The sequence below is a fragment of the Roseomonas sp. BN140053 genome (assembly GCF_047690175.1).
In the GTDB taxonomy this organism is placed as follows: Bacteria; Pseudomonadota; Alphaproteobacteria; order Acetobacterales; family Acetobacteraceae; genus Roseomonas.
In genome coordinates, this window is sequence record NZ_JBLLEB010000002.1 from 146,800 (window position 1) to 162,111 (window position 15,312).

The following is a 15,312-nucleotide window of genomic DNA, read 5'->3' on the forward strand; positions in this document are numbered from 1 at the left end:
AGCGCCCCGGACGCCCCAGGGCTCGCAACAGGACGCATCGATGTCGCAGATCCACGTCATCCACGAGAACCCCGCCTGGCTGCCGCCGCTGGCCGAAGCCTTCGACCGCCGTGGCCTGCCCTGGACCGCCTGGGACCTGTCCTCCGGTACCTTCGACCTCGCCGGCCCGCCGCCGGAGGGCGTCTTCTACAACCGCATGAGCGCCTCCTCGCACACCCGCGGCCACCGCTACGCCGCGGAGCTGACGGCCGGCGTGCTGGCCTGGCTGACCCTGCATGGCCGCCGGGTGGTGAACGGCCCTCGCGCCCTGGACCTGGAGATCAGCAAGGCCCGGCAATACGCCGCCCTGGAAGCCGCCGGCGTCGCCGTGCCGCGCACCGTGCTGGTGCTGGGCGAGCACGAGGCCGTGGTGGACGCCGCGCGCCGCTCCTTCGGCGGCGGCCCGGTGATCCTGAAGCCCAACCGCGGCGGCAAGGGGCTGGGCGTGCGGCTCTTTTCCGGGGCGGAAGCGCTGGAAGCCCACCTCCAGTCCCTGCCCGCGGATGAGCACCCGGCCGACGGTCTCTGGCTGCTGCAGGAACACATTCGCGCCGAGCGCCCGGTGATCACCCGCGCCGAATTCGTCGGTGGCCGCTTCCTGTACGCCGTGGAGGTCGACACCTCCTCCGGCTTTGAACTGTGCCCGGCCGATGTTTGCGCCGTGGAGGACGCTTTCTGCCCTGCCGAGGCCCCGGCTCCCCGTTTCCGCGTGCTGGAAGCCGGCATCGAGCCCGAGCTGCGCGAGCGTCTGGAAGGCTTCCTGGCCGCCAACGGCACGGAGGTCGCGGGCATCGAGTTCATCCGCGGCACCGACGGGCGGCTGCTGACCTACGACGTCAACACCAACACCAACTACAATCCCGAAGCCGAGGAGAAGGCCGGGCTGGCCGGCACCGACCGCTCCGGGCCGGGCGCCATCGCGGCCTTCCTGGGCGCCGAACTGGCCGGGCGCCTGTCCCAGGCCGCCTGACCTCGGCCTGCCCTCCTCCGGGGGCACAGGCGTGGCGAAGGCCCGGGGTCGCAGGACCCCGGGCCGCACCCTTCCTTTCCGGAAAGCCGAAGGTCCCGCCGCCCCGCGGCGGAACGCTGCCGGCCCCTACAGCAGGGACGCCTTGGTGGCGTTCACCGGCTTGTCCTCGCGCAGGTAGCGCTTCTGGCGGCGGAGCTGCTTGTCCACCCGCTCCAGCGCCAGGGAAAAGGCGGTATAAGCGTTGCTGGGATGGTCACCCTGGCCGTCGAAGAACAGCCCGCGCCCGGCATGCACCCGGACATTGCATTCGAACCCATGCCCCTTGCCGCCGCGCGAAAACGTTGCGGTGAGGTCCTCGGCGCCGCCGAAATACTTGGCCGAGAGCCGCCGCAGCTGTTCGGTGGCGTGATCGCGTAGGGCTTCGCCGACTTCCGTCTGATGGCCGGACACCACGATCCGGCCCTCGTCCGCACCATCGGTGATGGGTTGCATGGCGATCTCCCCTGTTGCTGCCGGCAGTCCCGGCTGGAACAGAAGCAACGCCCGAGCATAGCGGTCGTTGTCATCGATCCGTCACCGCACAGAGCCTCGCCCCGGCTCGCCGCGCCGGCAGGCCGGTCCCCGCGCCCAGGCTTGCTGCCCCGCCCGCGCCCGATCCGCCCGCCAGCCTGCCGCGGCCCGGCAGGCCCGCATCGCCCCCTGCCTTCGAGGCCCGCCGCCCCGCGCACGGGGGCGCGCAGGTCACGGGATGCGCGCCGCCTGCACCCGGCGGTTCAGCGCCCGCCCGGGCTCGGAGGTATTGTCCGCCACCGGCTCGGTCTGCCCCTTGCCCTCGGTGCGCAGCCGGTCCGCGGCGATGCCCTGGGCCACCAGCCAGCTCCGCACCGCCTCGGCCCGCCGGGCGGACAGGCCGATATTGCCCTGCGCCGTTCCGGTGTTGTCCGTGTGCCCGGTCAGCACCAGGCGCAAGCCGGGATCGGCGGCCAGCGCTTCGCGCAGCTGGCCCAGCGTGCCGGCGGCGGAAATGTCCAGGTCGGCCGAGCCGGTGCGGAAGGTCACGTAGAGCTGCACCTTGCCGGTGGTGCGCAGCATCTCCGCCACCGGCGCCTGCACCGGCGCCGCCCCGATCACCGGCCGCTGCACCGGCGCGTCGAAGCGGAAGCTCGCGCCATAGGCGCCGTAGTTGGAGGAAGACAGCCCGTTGCGCGTGGTGCCCGGATAGGCGTTGCGCCCGGGCTGCGGCAGCACCCGCACCGCGCCGCCGGTGCGGGGGATCACCCCGGCATGCACCGCCGCCCGGCAGATCGCGGAATCCGACGTGTAGGTGTCCGTGCCCCACAGCGACCCGCGCAGCGTCGCTTCCGCCGGGCACAGGCAGGCCAGCGGCTCGGTCGTGTTGTTGAAGGCGACGAAGTTGTCGGGGCACAGCGTCGGCTCCTCCGCCGCGGCGGCCTGGGCCGGCGCCGAACCGATCACCGGCCGCTGCACCGGCGCGTCGAAGCGGAAGCTCGCGCCATAGGCGCCGTAATTGGAGGAACTCAGCCCGTTGCGGGTCGTGCCGGGATACGCGTTGCGCCCGGGCTGCGGCAGCACCGTCACCGCGCCGCCGCTGCGCGGGATGACCCCAGCGTGCACCGCCGCCCTGCACACGGCGGAATCCGACGTGTAGGTGTCCGTGCCCCACACCGACCCGCGCCCCGTCGCCTCCGCCGGACAGGCGCAGGCCAGGGGCTCGCTGGTGCCGTCATAGGCGCGGAAATCGTCCGGGCACTGGGCAGGCGCTTCCGCCGCCAGCCCCGGCTGCACCGAGGCCCCCTGCGCCGGGGTCGCGCTGGCCACGGGCAGGAAGCGGAAGGACGCGTCGTAGGCCCGGTAGTTGGAGGAAGACAGCCCGTTGCGCGTGGTGCCCGGATAGGCACTGCGTCCGGGCTGCGGCACCACCGTCACCGCGCCGCCGCTGCGCGGGATCACCCCGGCATGCACCGCCGCCTTGCAGATCGCGGAATCCGCCGTGTAGGTGTCTGTGCCCCACAGGGAGCCGCGCCCCGTCGCCTCGGCCGGGCACAGGCAGGCCAGGGGCTCGCTGGTGCCGCCATAGGCGCGGAAGTCGTCCGGGCACTGCGTCGGCGCTTCCGCCGCGGCCAGCTCCGCCTGCGCCACCACGCTGGGCGACGCGCCCGCCGTCGCGCGCTCGAAGCGGAAGGACGCGTCGTAACGTCCGTAGTTGGAGGAAGACAGCCCGTTGCGGGTCGTGCCCGGATACGCGTTGCGCCCGGGCTGCGGCAGCACCGTCACCGCGCCGCCGCTGCGCGGGATGATGCCCGCATGCACCGCCGCCTTGCACACGGCGGAATCCGACGTGTAGGTGTCCGTGCCCCACAGCGGCCCGCGCCCCGTCGCCTCGGCCGGGCACAGGCAGGCCAGGGGCTCGCTGGTGCCGTTATAGGCGCGGAAATCGTCCGGACATTGCGAGGGCGGCTCCGCCGCCGTTTGCGCCGCGGCCGGTCCCGCCCAGGCCAGGCACCACAGCACCAGCAGGGCAGCCACCCCGGCCACCCGCTTCCCCGCGAACACGTTCCGCATGCGATCCTCCAACGGGCGCCGCACCGTTCCGGAACGAGGGGCACCCCCTCGACCCGTCTAGCCGGAACGGTACGATTCCGTAAGAGGTCCTGCCGCCGCTACAGCGCCCGCGCGGCGGCGCTCACCTCGGCCGCATGTTCCGCCGGCTTCACCTTGCGCCACACCCGCAGCACCGTGCCGTCCGCGCCCACCAGGAAGCTCGTGCGCTCCATGCCCATGTACTTGCGGCCGTACATGGACTTTTCCACCCACACGCCGAAGCGCTCGGCCACCGCGTGGTCGGCGTCGGAGGCCAGGGGGAAGCTCAGCGCGTACTTGGCCGCGAACTTCTCGATCGCCTTCATCGGATCGGGCGACACGCCGATCACCTCCAGCCCCAGCTTGCCCAGCGCCGGCAGGGCCTCCTGGATACCGCAGGCCTGCACCGTGCAGCCGGAGGTATCGGCCTTGGGGTAGAAGTACAGCAGGAAGGGCCGCCCCCGCAGCGCCGCGTCAGACACCGTCCGCCCGCCGCTCGCCGGCAGCGTGAATGCCGGTGTCGCCATGCCCGCCTCGATCATCGGCTCGCCCCTTCCGCCGGCAAGGTCCCGATGTGGCGCTCAAAAGCGGCGCGCACCCCCTCGGCCGTGCGCGCGAAACTGCCACGCAGCGCCGCGAGGTCAACCGGCGCCGCGTCCCCTGCCGCCGCCAGCACCGGCGAGCAGGCGCGCAGCAACGCGGTCACCGCCGGTTCCGGCAGCGACTCCGGCACGCTGCGCCCCACCGTCAGCCGCAGCACCGACTGCACCGTGCGCCACAGCTGGTCCGCCCGCACCAGCCGGGCCGCATCCTCGGCCGGCAGCAGCCGGGCGCGCGCCAGCCGGGCCAGCGCCTCGCGCGTGGTGGGGGCGATCAGCCGCGGGGTGGCGGCGTGGGCGCATTGCAGCGCCTGCGCCACGAACTCCACCTCCACCAGCCCGCCCGGCATGGACTTCACGTCCCAGGCATTCTCGGGCGGCTTGTCGCGCAGCATCCGCGCCCGCATGTCGCGCGCATCGGCGATCGCCCGCGGCCCGGCATGCGCCACCAGCGCCGCCTGCGCCGCCGCGGCGAAGCGCCGCCGCAGCCCGGCCGGCCCCGCCACCGGGCGGGCGCGGGTCAGGGCCATGCGTTCCCAGGTCCAGGCTTCGCCGCCGGCGTGGTAGCGCTCGAAGGAAGCGATGCTGGTGGCCACGGGTCCCTTGTTGCCGGAAGGCCGCAGCCGCATGTCCACCTCGTACAGGCGCCCCTCCGCCCCCGGCGCGGTGAGGGCCGCCACGAACTGCGCCGCCAGCCGCGCGAAATAGGTCGCCGCCGGGATCGCCCGCGGGCCGCCGCGGCTTTCCGTGGCGTCCGGCGCGTGCTCGTAGAGCAGCACGAGGTCGAGGTCCGAGCCCGGCAGCATTTCCCGCCCGCCCAGCTTGCCCATGGCGATCACCGCCATGCCGCCGCCCGGCACCTTGCCGTGACGCGCGGCGAAGTCGCGGCTGACCTCCGGCAACAGGGCGGCGATGGCGGCATCGGCCAGGGTGGCGCGCGCCTCGCCCGCCGCGTCCACGTCCAGGATGCCTTCCAGCGCGTCGGCGTCGATCTCGAAGCGGCCCTCGGTCACCAGCCGGCGCGCATTCTCCAGCGCTTCCTCCGGGTGCCGCGCGCAGGCCACCAGCGCCGGCAAGGCGGCCGCCGCCGTGCCCGCCCCGCCCGACAACAGCCCCTCCAGCGCCGAGGGCTCCCGCGCCAAGTGGTCCGCCAGGGCCGGCGCTGCCCCCAGGATTCCCGCCACGCGGCCGAGCAGCTGCGGATTGCGCTGAAACAACGAAAGCAACTGCACGCCCGCCGAAAGCTTCTCCAGCAGCGTGTCGAACCGGGCCAGCGCCGCATCGGGCTCCCGTTGCCGCGCGAACCCCGCCAGGAGGGAGGGCATGAGCGAGGTGAGCAGTTCCCGTGCCCGTTCCGACCGGGTGGCGCGGCGGTGGCCGTGATGCCAGCCGCGAATGGTGGCCGACACGCCCGCCGGGTTGCGATAGCCCATCTCCCCCAGGGTGCGCAGCGTGTCCGGGTCGTCCTCCGTGCCGGTGAACACCAGGCTGCCACCGGCATCGCCGGTCAGGTCCGGCGCGCTCTCGAACAGCTTGCCGTAGTGCCGCGCCACCCGGTTCAGGTGCCCGGTCAGCGCGGCGCTGAACGCCTCCACCCCGCCATTCCCGTCCCCCATGCCGAAGCCGCAGAAGGAGGCGATGCGCGCCAGCCCCTCCGGGTCCTCCGGCAACCGGTGCGTCTGGCGGTCCGCCACCATCTGCAGCCGGTGCTCTACCACGCGCAGGAAGCCGTAGGCATCCGCCAGATCGGCCGCCGCGCGCCGGTCCAGCCGCCCCGCCCCGGCCAGCGCTGCCAGCGCGCCCAGCGTGGTGGGGTCACGCAGGGACGGGTCGCGCCCGCCCCAGATCAGCTCCAGCACCTGGGCGGTGAACTCGATTTCGCGTATGCCGCCGCGGCCGAGCTTCACGTCGTGGCCGGCCACCGCCACCTCCGCGCCGGCGCCCTTGTGGCCGTGCACGGCGTGGATCTGCCGCTTGATGGAGTGGATATCCGCGATCATCGCGAAATCGAGGTGCCGGCGCCACACGAAGGGCCGGATCTCCTCCAGGAAGCTCTGGCCCAGCGCCTTGTCGCCGGCGACCGGCCGCGCCTTGAGCATGGCGGCCCGCTCCCAGTTCTGCCCCATGGAGCCGTAATAGGACACGGAAGCCGGGATCGAGACCGCCAGCGGCTGCGCCGCCCCGTCCGGCCGCAGCCGCAGGTCGGTGCGGAACACGTAGCCCTCGGCGGTGCGCTCCTCGAGCAGCTTCACCAGGTCGCGCGCCAGCTTCACGCAGGCGGCCTGGGCGCGGTCCGGGTGCGGCGCGGCCTCCGGGTCGAACAGCACCATCAGGTCGACGTCGGAGGAATAGTTCAGCTCCCGCGCGCCCAGCTTGCCCATCGCCAGCACCACCAGCCCGCTGCCGCGCCCGTTGCTCCGCGCCGGCGCCAGCTCGCCCCGCGCCGCGGCGTCGCGCAGCAGCAGCGCGGTGGCGGCGTCGATGGCGGCATCGGCCAGGGCGGAGAGCGCCCCCGTCACCCGGTCCAGCCCCCACAGCCCGGCGATGTCGGCGGCCGCCACCACCAGCCCGCCCTGCCGCTTGGCCTGCCGCAGCACCGCGCCCAGTTGCCCGCGCTCCGCATCCGGGGCGACGCGGTTGATCGGCTCCAGCGCGGTGGCGAAGGCGGCGTCCGGGCCGCGGTCGAAGACCCGCAGCAGCGTCCCGGCCTCGCGCAGCGCCAGGTCCGCCAGGAAAGGGCTGTGCCCGCCCAGCGCCAGCAGGATCGCGCGGCCTTCCGCCGTGGCGGCAAAGGCGCGCTCCGCCGTGCCGCGCTCCGCGAAGCCGGCCAGCAGCCGTTCCGCAGCATCCGGGTCGAAGGGGGCCGGAGGGGTCACCAAGTCGGGCGTCGGCATCGGCCACTCCTCCCGTGAGTGCCGCCACCGGTCAAGCCGCCCTGCCGCCAGCCACCCCCGCCGGCGCGCCACCCGATCTTCCGCCGGGACCGCTCCCGGACGGGCCGCGCACGTCGCCTGGCCGCTTCCTGGCCCTGCCGCTGCTCCTGCTGGCGCGCGGCGGGGCGCCGCTGCTGCGCCTGCTGGCGCGCGGGCTGATCGCGGCCGCGCTGATCCTCGGCATCGGGCTGGGCGTGCTGCTGTGGCGGCTGCAACAGGGGCCGCTTTCCCTGCCCCCCGTGGCCCAACTGCTGGAGGAGGTGGCGGCCGGGGGCGGCGTGGCGCTGCGCCTGGGCGACCTGGCGCTGAGCTGGGACGGCTGGCGGGACGGCGCCCCCGCGCCTCTGCGGGTGCAGCTGCGCGACCTGACCTTTCCCGACGCGTCCGGTGCCGTGCGCGTCGCCCTGCCCGCGGCCGAGGCCACGCTCTCCCCCTCGGCGATCCTGCGCGGCGAGTTCATCCCCGCCACGCTGGACCTGCGCGCCCCGTCCCTGGTGCTGACGGTCGGGCCGGACGGCACACCCAGCCTGGGCGGCGCGATGGGCACCGAGCCGGCGCCCGGAACAGCGGCACCCGCACCGGGGACCACGACGCCGGAACCCGGAAACGCGGCGCCTGCCCGCAGCACCCGCCGCGAGGACGACCCCGTCACCGCCCTGCTGCGCGAGCTGGCCCCCGGCAAGCCGCTCGCCGCGCTGCAGGAGCTGCGCATCTCCGCCGCCGCCCTGCGGGTGCTGGACCCGTCGCGCGGGCTGGAAGCCACGCTGGAAGCCGGCAACCTGCTGCTGCGCCGCGCGCCCGACGAGGTGATCCTGGCCGAAGGCGGCGGCATGCTGCGGCTGGGCGAGGCCGCCGGCGAATTCCGCTTCAGCGGTCGCGCCGTGGGCCAGCCCGCCACACTGGACTTTCAGCTGACCCTGCCGGAACTGCGGCCCGGCACGCTGGCCGCCGCGGTGCCGGGACTGGCACCCATCGCCGCCATCGAGGCTCCGCTCTCCGCCGCCGTGCAGGTGCAGCACCAGCCCGGCGGCCACACCGCCATCACCGCGGAGCTCCGGGCCGGCACGGGCGGCATCGGCCTGCCCGGCGGCACCCGGCTGGCGTTGGAAGGGCGCGACGGGCCGCCGCTGCGGCTGTCCGTGCAGCTGGAAGAACCGGAACTGGGCGGCCTCCTGTCCGGCCGCGCTTTGCTGCGCCTGGGTGCCGGGGCGGCGGTGCTGCCGGATGGCCAGCGCGTCGCCTTCCACGCGGTGGAAGCGGCGCTCTCGGGCAGCACGGAAGCGCTGCGGCTGGACAGTGCCAGGATCGCCTTTGCCGCCCCGCCCAACGCCACCGCGCCGCCGCCGACCTTCTCCGCCAGCGGCACGGCGCGCGCCTCGCCGGAAGGGTGGCGCGGCGCCCTGGATCTCGCCGTGGACCGCGCTGCCCTGGCGGACCTCGGCGGCTACTGGCCGCAGGGGGTGGGCGAAGGCGCCCGCCGCTGGATGGTGGAGAACCTGACCACCGGGGTGGCGCAGAACGGGCGCTGGCACCTGGAAGGCGTGCTGCCGCCCGGCGGTGCCGATCTCCGCCTGGACAGCGCCAGCGGCACGCTGGAAGCCGAGGACATCACCGTCCACTGGCTGCGCCCGATTCCGCCGATCGAGCACGTGTCCGGCACGGTGCGCTTCCTGTCCCCGGCGGAAATCCTGATCGAGGCGCAGGGCGGCCGTTTGCGCGGCTCCGCCCTGCAGGTGCCGGCCACCACCATCCGCTTCACCGGGCTGGACCAGCCGCGCCAGGTCGCCGCCATCTCGGGCCGCATCACCGGCCCCCTGGCCGACGTGGTGACGCTGATCCGCCACCCCAGGCTGCACCTCTTCGACAAGCGGCCGCTGGATCTTAAGGAACCCGGCGGGCAGGTGGAAGCGCAGCTGGACCTGACCCTGCCGCTGCTGAACGACCTGCCGCTGGACCAGCTGCAGATCCGCGTCGCCGGCCACGTCGCCCGCGCCCGGCTGGCCGACCTCGTGGCCGGGCAGTCGCTGGAACGCGGCGAGCTGGACCTGGTGGTCACGGCCGAGGGGCTGCAGGTCAACGGCACCGCTGATCTCGGCCCGCTGCAACGCGCACGGCTGGCGGTGGAGATGGATTTCCGCTCCGGCCCGCCGGATCAGGTGGTGGCGCGCCAGCGGATCGAGGGCCGCGCCGATCTCGGCCGGCTCGGCGCCGCCGGGATCGACCTGGGCGACCGCGCCGGCGGCTTCGCCGGGCTGGCCGTGCAGGTGGAGGAGCGCCGTGCCGGAACCAGCCGCGTGTCCGTCCGCGGCGACCTGCGCGAGGCACGGCTGAACCTGGCGCCGCTGAACTGGTCCAAGCCCGCCGGCGCCCCCGGCCGCGCCGAGGCCGAGATCCGCCTGCGCGGCGAAAGCATCCAGGGCATCGACAACATCCTGCTGGAAGCGCCCGAAATGGCGGTGCGCGGCCGTGCCGCCTTCGCCCCCGGCTCGCGCGCCCAGCGGCTGGAGATCACCGAAGGCCGGGTCGGCGCCACCCGCGTCACCGGCACCATCGAGCCCCCCGCCAACAACGGCGATCCCTGGCGCATCGCCGCCCGCGGCCCGGTGCTGGACCTGCGCGCGGCGGCCGAGGGCGGCTTCGGCGGCAGCGGCGACCGTGACAATGGCCGCTCCACGCCGCTAACCGTGGACGTCGCCTTCGACCGCATCCTGCTCAAGGCCGGCGCGCTGGACGCGGTGCAGTTCGCCGGCAGCCTGGACGGCCGCGGCGCGGTGCGCAGCCTGCGTGCCCTCGGCCGCAACGCCGGGGGGGCGAGCAGCTTCGAGGCCCTGGTGACCCCCCGCCCGGCCGGGCGGTCGCTGCGGGTACGCGCCGACGACCTCGGCGCCTTGCTGCGCGCCGCGGGGGTGGTGGAGGAACTGGCCGGCGGCCGCCTGAGCGTGGACGGCGCCTGGCGCGGCAACGGTGTGGACGCGCCGTTGCTGGGCGTCGCCGAGATGGAGGAGTTCTCCGTCGCCGGCGCGCCCGCCATCGCCAAGGTGCTGCAGGCGCTGTCGATCTACGGCATCCCCGACGCGCTGCGCGGCCCGGGTCTGCACTTCGCCCGCCTCCACGCGCCCTTCGCCCTGACGCGCGACGCGCTGGGGCTGGACGGCGTGCGGGCCTATTCGGCCTCGCTCGGGCTGACGGTGCAGGGCCGCATCCTGCGGGCGCGCGAGTTGCTGGAGCTGGAGGGCACCATCGTCCCCTCCTACTTCCTCAACTCCCTGCCCGGCCGAATCCCGCTGCTGGGCCGCCTGTTCAGCCCCGAACGCGGCGGCGGCCTCTTCGCCGCGACGTTCCGCGCCACCGGCCCGATCGCCGACCCGTCGGTGTCCGTGAACCCCCTCGCCGCCCTCACCCCCGGGGCGTTGCGCGAGCTCTTCGGCGCGATCGAGGGCCCGCCCCAGGCGCGTTGAACCGCGCCCGGGTGCGACGCAGCCCCCGCCCGAAAGCGTCAGGCCGGCGGACGGGCGCCGTAGGTGCGGGCGATGTCGGCCAGCCGCTCGTGCAGGTCCCGCAGGTCCTTGTGGAAGCTGGCCGGGGTGGAGGGGCGCTTGAGCATGCCCAGGGTGCGGAAACGCTCCTGCACCTCCGGCGTGTCCACGATCTCCTGCACCATCACGCTCAGGCGGTCGCGCAGCTCGTCGGGCATGCCCTTCCAGCCGAACAGGCCGGGGAAGCCCGCCACCTCCAGGTCCGGCATGCCGAGGGATCGCACGGTGGGCATGGCGGGATAGCCCGGCGGCGCCACCTCCGCCGTGGTGGCCAGCACCCGCAGCTTGCCGTCCTCCGCCAGCGGGCCCAGCGTCGTGGTCAGCGGCTGCACCGTCAGGTTCACCCGCCCCGCCGCCGTGTCCGTGGCCGCCTGCCCGGTGGTGCGATAGGAGATGAAGGACATGTCCAGGTTGTTGCGCTTCAGGTGCGCCAGGGTCAGCAGGTAGGTCGCCCCCGGCGCCGAGCACCAGCTGTACTGGCCCGGCTTCTCGCGCACGCGGTCGAACACCTCGCCCAGGCTCTGCGCCGGGAAGTCGGTGTGCACGGCGTAGGCCAGGAAATCCGTCCCCACCGGCGCGATCGGCACCAGGTCGGTCCAGGTGTCGTAGGTCATCCGGTCGAACAGCAGCGGCGTGGTGGTGATGGTGCCGGTGTTGGTGAAGTACAGCGCCGTGCCCGGCGGCGATTGCACGAAGGCCTGGGCCGACAGCACGCCCTCCGCCCCCGGCCGGCTGTCCACCGGGAAAGGTCGGCCGAGCCGCGCCGCGAGGCCTTCCGACAGCAGCCGCGCCATCACGTCGGTGGACCCGCCCGGCGAGCCCGCGGAGACGATGCGGATCGGCTGGTTCGGCCAGCCACCCTGCGCCCAGGCCCGACCGGCCAGCAGCAGCGCCGGCAGCGCCAGCGCCGTGCGGCGGGACAAACGCCCGGCCGCGGTGGGATTCGGCGGCGTGGCCCCGCCCGGTTGCTGCGCGCTCATAACTCGTTCCTCCTGTTCTTCTGGTTCCCGCGCTCAGTTCTGCTCGGGGATCGGGCTCTCGTAGGAGATGAACTCCAGCAGCGAGCCGTCCGGGTCGTGGAAATACACGCTCATGCCGCGGCCCCGGGCGCCGGCCCGCAGGATCGGCCCCAGTTCCGGCTCCACACCCTGCGCCCGCAGGTGCGCGACCGCGTCCTCGATGGGACCGGGCCAGCGGAAGCACAGGTCGCTGCCGCCGGGCGGCACGGGGATGCGCGCCACCGGCTCGCCCTTCGCCCCCGGCCCGTGCAGGTTCAGCTGCTGGTCGCCGAAGCGATAGGCCCAGCCCATCCGCGTCCGCACCAGCTCCGCCCCCACCACGTCGCGGTAGAAGGCGTTGGAGCGTTCCCAGTCCGTCACGTGCGCGACGCAGTGGTCGAGCTGGATGGCTGGCATCGTCATGGCTGCGGCGGCCGGCGGATCAGCACGTCGTCGCCCGACCGCACCACCTCGTAGGTCCGCAGCGGCTCCTCGCAGGGCGCTTCCGTGGGCGCGCCGGTGCGGATGCAGAAGCGGCCGGCATGCAGCGGGCACTCGATCTGCCCATCCTCCACGAAGCCGTCGGCCAGCGAGGCCGCGCCATGCGTGCACAGGTCGTCGGTGACGAAGAACTCACCGTCCAGGTTGAACACCGCCAGCGTCGGCAGGCCCGGCGCCTCCACCGCGATCACCCCGTCGGGCTCCACGTCGCCGCTGCCGCAGAGGCGGATCAGGCTCTCGTCGCTCATCGGTTCTCGTCCCGCATCCCATCCTGATGCCACGCGCGCGTCACAGCTCGATCACCACGTAGTCCTGCTCCACCGAAACGGGAAAGGTCTCAGCCACGTAGGGTCCCTTGGCCAGGGCGCTGCCCGGTTCCACCGCCGCGGCGAACTGCTTCACCCAGGTGTTCTTCGGATCGCACCAGGACTGGCCGGTGCGGATGTCGAACTCCCAGCCATGCCAGGGGCAGCGCAGCAGCTCGCCTCTGCGCGACATGCGGTACTGCCCGGGCTCGTCGGATTCCACCAGCGACACGATCTTGCCGGCACAGAGCGAGGCGCCCTCGTGCGGGCAGCGGTTCAGCAGCGCGAAGAACTCGCCGTTGACGTTGAACACGCCGATCTCCCGTCCCTTGACGGTGACCAGCTTGGACTGCCCCGGCGCGATCTCGCTCACGCTGGCGACCACGTGACGGCCGCGCGCGGGACGCGGCGCGGCGGCGGGCTTGACGGTGTCGCTCATGGAAGGCGGTACAGCGCGCGGGCGTTGTCCCGGAAAATCATCGCCTTCTGCGCCTCGCTCAGCCGCGCCTTGAAGGCGTAGCGCGGGTCGTCGAAATCCCAATGCGGGTAATCGGTGGAGAACATGATCCGCTCCCAGCCCACCCAATCCATGATCTCGCTCAGGTGCTCCGCGCGGTCCGGTTCCTCGATCGGCTGCGTGGTGTACCAGACGTGCTCGCGCAGGTATTCCGACGGCGGCCGCTTCACGTGCGGCACCTCGCCGCGCATCCGCGCCCAGTGCTTGTCCAGCCGCCACCCCAGCGCCGGCGCCCAGGTGAAGCCGCCCTCGATCAGCACGATCTTCAGGTCGGGGATGCGCTCGAACACGCCTTCCAGGATGAAGCTGGACACGACAGCCTGCATGCCCGGCATGTTGGAGTGATGTTCCTGGATGTAGTAGGTCGGCGTGCCCGCACCGGTGGTGGGATGCCCCGGCACCCCCGACACGTGCAGCCCGATCGGCAGGCCCAGACGCGCCGCGCATTCGTAGATCGGCCAGTAGCGCCGGCGCCCCGGCGGATCGGCGGCACGCGGCGGCATGTTGACCTGTACGAAGGCCCCCGTGGCGGCGCAGCGCTCGATCTCGCGCACCGAGGCTTCCGCATCCTCCTGCGGGATCATGATGCCGCCATGCAGCCGCGGTTCCGGCTTCACCCAGTTCTCGCGCTGCCAGTCATTGGCCGCGGCGCAGATCGCGGCGGCGAGGTCGAGGTTACGCTCGTCGCAGCCATTGGGCCGCAGCGCCATCAGGATGCCGTGCTCGATTCCCAGCGCGTCCAGGTGATGCGAACGCATGAAGTCCAGATCCGACCCCGGCGGCCCGCCACCCGGCGGCCAGGCATCGGCTCGCGCCACGCCCGGGTTGAAGCGCGGGTGCTGCAACGTATAGGCGAGGCCCTGGTGGTTGTGCGGCCCGAAATCCCGCATGTGCTCCACCCAGCGGCGCTCCATGAAGGGATACATCTCTGCTTCGGACCGCATGTTGGGGTGGATGTCGCAGTCGATCAGGCTCAGCCGCGGCACCTGCGCGGCGGACTTGCGCTCCAGCACGCTGCTGCTCATCGCGCGCTCTCCTCCGTCTGCAGGGTTGCCGCCTCCGCCGCCGCGGGGCGCGGCAGGCGGCGATACGCGTCCAGCGGGTTGTCCACCAGGATGCGCTGGAGCAGCGCCTCCGGCAGCCCGTCCGGCAGCACCTCGTCGCCGTCGAAGTGCCAGTGAGGGAAGTCCGAGGCGAAGAGCAGCATCCGGTCGGAACCGATATGCTCGATCGTCCGCGCCAGCACGGACGGATCGGCCGGCGCGTCCACCGGCTGCAGCGTCACCCGCACGTTCTCCGCGATGATCTCGGAAGGCTGGCGCTGCACCCAGGGCACCTCCGCGCGCAGCCCGCGCCAGATCTTGTTCATGCGCCACAGAAAGGTCGGCAGCCAGGTGAAGCCGCTCTCGGCCAGAACCACCTTCAGCGTCGGGAACTTGGTGAACACGCCCTCGCACACCAGGCTGGCCAGCTGCGCGTCGAAGGCCTGCGCCTGGCCGACATAATCCTCCAGGTGAAACGAGGTCCAGCCCGTGGCGGTGGGGGCGTGGCGGTACAGGCTGCCGGCGTGGATGCACACGGCCAGCCCGTGCTTCTCGGCGGCGCGATAGATCGGCCAGTACATGCGCCGCCCAAGCGGCTGGTCCATCATCGCCAGCAGCTGCACCTGCACGAAGCGCGGATCGGCGGCCTTCCGCTCGATCTCCTCCACCGCCAGCTCGATGTTCTGCGCCGGCACCACGATCGACCCGCGCAGCCGCGGCTCCCGGTCCAGCCATTCCGCCGCGACCCAGTCGTTCACCGCGCGGCAGAGTGCAGCCGCCATGTCCTCCGTGTGCAGCGCCTGGGCGCCGTGCAGCACCGTGGCGATCGCGAAGCGCGAACCGAACCCGTCCAGCGCTTCCCGCCGCAGCATCTCCAGGCTGCTGCCGGGCTGACCCTCGGCGGGCCGCCAGTCCGGCCGGCCGCTGAGCGGCAAGCGCGGGGGGTAGCTGGTCAGGGTGAAGTCGGTGCGGTCCAGGCCGCGGTTCAGCAGCTGCTCACGCCAGTACTCGTCCAGGAAGGGCAGCAGCGCCGTCGTGGCCGGCGGCGCGATGTGGACGTCGCAGTCGATGGCACCTTGCCGCGGAACCCGCATCCCCGACCCTCCCCCGTGTTTCCGGCCGCTGCGCCCGGTGCGCCGTTGCGGCAGCCCGGCGCGATCTGCCGGTTCGCGTTCGGCGAACCGGGGGGAGGCCGGCGGCCCGAACGGGCATCCGGCCCCGGCCGGTGTGATCCCGGCGCGACCCGGAGGGGAATAAACGGCACCTGCGC

At 73.6% G+C, this 15,312-nt stretch carries 12 protein-coding genes; 2 read left to right on the top strand and 10 right to left on the bottom strand.

What is annotated here, in order from left to right; all coding sequences use genetic code 11:
- Window positions 1–40: 40 nt before the first annotated feature.
- Window positions 41–1,009 (top strand): ATP-grasp domain-containing protein, encoded by a 969-nt coding sequence (locus tag ACLIBK_RS02865; RefSeq protein ID WP_415385708.1) that lies wholly within the window; start codon window positions 41–43, stop codon window positions 1,007–1,009.
- 126 nt (window positions 1,010–1,135) lie between these two features.
- On the opposite strand, the gene ACLIBK_RS02870 is transcribed toward ACLIBK_RS02865, so the two are convergent.
- The 4 genes from ACLIBK_RS02870 to ACLIBK_RS02885 all read right to left on the bottom strand — a co-directional run bounded on the left by ACLIBK_RS02870 (window position 1,136) and on the right by ACLIBK_RS02885 (window position 7,103).
- The gene (locus ACLIBK_RS02870) at window positions 1,136–1,501 is read right to left on the bottom strand and encodes an HPF/RaiA family ribosome-associated protein (RefSeq protein WP_415385709.1); all 366 of its coding nucleotides are present in this window, start codon (window positions 1,499–1,501) and stop codon (window positions 1,136–1,138) included.
- A gap of 249 nt (window positions 1,502–1,750) precedes the next feature.
- Window positions 1,751–3,592, bottom strand: a complete 1,842-nt coding sequence (locus tag ACLIBK_RS02875) for an LCCL domain-containing protein (RefSeq protein ID WP_415385710.1) — start codon at window positions 3,590–3,592, stop codon at window positions 1,751–1,753.
- A gap of 98 nt (window positions 3,593–3,690) precedes the next feature.
- Window positions 3,691–4,137 (bottom strand): thioredoxin-dependent thiol peroxidase, encoded by a 447-nt coding sequence (gene bcp, locus ACLIBK_RS02880; protein ID WP_415385711.1) that lies wholly within the window; start codon window positions 4,135–4,137, stop codon window positions 3,691–3,693.
- Between the two features lie 11 nt (window positions 4,138–4,148).
- Entirely contained in the window at window positions 4,149–7,103 is a 2,955-nt protein-coding gene (locus ACLIBK_RS02885; RefSeq protein WP_415385712.1) for a bifunctional [glutamine synthetase] adenylyltransferase/[glutamine synthetase]-adenylyl-L-tyrosine phosphorylase, read from the bottom strand.
- Window positions 7,104–7,117: 14 nt separating this feature from the next.
- On the opposite strand from ACLIBK_RS02885, the gene ACLIBK_RS02890 reads away from it, so the two are divergent.
- Entirely contained in the window at window positions 7,118–10,600 is a 3,483-nt protein-coding gene (locus ACLIBK_RS02890) for a DUF3971 domain-containing protein (protein ID WP_415385713.1), read from the top strand.
- 38 nt (window positions 10,601–10,638) lie between these two features.
- Here the strand turns inward: ACLIBK_RS02890 and ACLIBK_RS02895 are convergent, their stop codons facing one another.
- From ACLIBK_RS02895 to ACLIBK_RS02920, 6 genes are read right to left on the bottom strand one after another with little or no spacing between them, the layout of a single operon-like run.
- On the bottom strand, window positions 10,639–11,658 hold the full coding sequence (locus tag ACLIBK_RS02895; protein WP_415385714.1) for a Bug family tripartite tricarboxylate transporter substrate binding protein: 1,020 nt from the start codon (window positions 11,656–11,658) through the stop codon (window positions 10,639–10,641).
- Between the two features lie 33 nt (window positions 11,659–11,691).
- Window positions 11,692–12,099 (bottom strand): VOC family protein, encoded by a 408-nt coding sequence (locus tag ACLIBK_RS02900; RefSeq protein ID WP_415385715.1) that lies wholly within the window; start codon window positions 12,097–12,099, stop codon window positions 11,692–11,694.
- A complete protein-coding gene (locus ACLIBK_RS02905) occupies window positions 12,096–12,425 on the bottom strand; it encodes a non-heme iron oxygenase ferredoxin subunit (RefSeq protein WP_415385716.1) in 330 nt (109 codons plus the stop codon). The genes ACLIBK_RS02900 and ACLIBK_RS02905 overlap by 4 nt, the downstream gene beginning before the upstream one ends.
- 40 nt (window positions 12,426–12,465) lie before the next feature.
- Window positions 12,466–12,921, bottom strand: coding sequence for a Rieske (2Fe-2S) protein (locus tag ACLIBK_RS02910; protein WP_415385717.1), 456 nt, complete (start codon window positions 12,919–12,921; stop codon window positions 12,466–12,468).
- Window positions 12,918–14,024 carry an amidohydrolase family protein gene (locus tag ACLIBK_RS02915; protein WP_415385718.1) on the bottom strand — a complete coding sequence of 369 codons (1,107 nt, stop codon included), beginning with the start codon at window positions 14,022–14,024 and terminating at the stop codon, window positions 12,918–12,920. Before ACLIBK_RS02915 ends, ACLIBK_RS02910 begins: the two co-directional genes overlap by 4 nt.
- Window positions 14,021–15,136 carry an amidohydrolase family protein gene (locus tag ACLIBK_RS02920; protein ID WP_415385719.1) on the bottom strand — a complete coding sequence of 372 codons (1,116 nt, stop codon included), beginning with the start codon at window positions 15,134–15,136 and terminating at the stop codon, window positions 14,021–14,023. The genes ACLIBK_RS02915 and ACLIBK_RS02920 overlap by 4 nt, the downstream gene beginning before the upstream one ends.
- Between the last annotated feature and the right edge of the window lie 176 nt (window positions 15,137–15,312).

Excerpts from the sequence above, each read along its gene's own strand:
- ACLIBK_RS02865 (WP_415385708.1), top strand. The coding sequence starts at position 41 with ATGTCGCAGATCCACGTCATCCACGAGAACCCCGCCTGGCTGCCGCCG.
- ACLIBK_RS02870 (WP_415385709.1), bottom strand. The coding sequence starts at position 1,501 with ATGCAACCCATCACCGATGGTGCGGACGAGGGCCGGATCGTGGTGTCC.
- ACLIBK_RS02875 (WP_415385710.1), bottom strand. The coding sequence starts at position 3,592 with ATGCGGAACGTGTTCGCGGGGAAGCGGGTGGCCGGGGTGGCTGCCCTG.
- bcp (WP_415385711.1), bottom strand. The coding sequence starts at position 4,137 with ATGGCGACACCGGCATTCACGCTGCCGGCGAGCGGCGGGCGGACGGTG.
- ACLIBK_RS02885 (WP_415385712.1), bottom strand. The coding sequence starts at position 7,103 with ATGCCGACGCCCGACTTGGTGACCCCTCCGGCCCCCTTCGACCCGGAT.
- ACLIBK_RS02895 (WP_415385714.1), bottom strand. The coding sequence starts at position 11,658 with ATGAGCGCGCAGCAACCGGGCGGGGCCACGCCGCCGAATCCCACCGCG.
- ACLIBK_RS02900 (WP_415385715.1), bottom strand. The coding sequence starts at position 12,099 with ATGACGATGCCAGCCATCCAGCTCGACCACTGCGTCGCGCACGTGACG.
- ACLIBK_RS02905 (WP_415385716.1), bottom strand. The coding sequence starts at position 12,425 with ATGAGCGACGAGAGCCTGATCCGCCTCTGCGGCAGCGGCGACGTGGAG.
- ACLIBK_RS02910 (WP_415385717.1), bottom strand. The coding sequence starts at position 12,921 with ATGAGCGACACCGTCAAGCCCGCCGCCGCGCCGCGTCCCGCGCGCGGC.
- ACLIBK_RS02915 (WP_415385718.1), bottom strand. The coding sequence starts at position 14,024 with ATGAGCAGCAGCGTGCTGGAGCGCAAGTCCGCCGCGCAGGTGCCGCGG.
- ACLIBK_RS02920 (WP_415385719.1), bottom strand. The coding sequence starts at position 15,136 with ATGCGGGTTCCGCGGCAAGGTGCCATCGACTGCGACGTCCACATCGCG.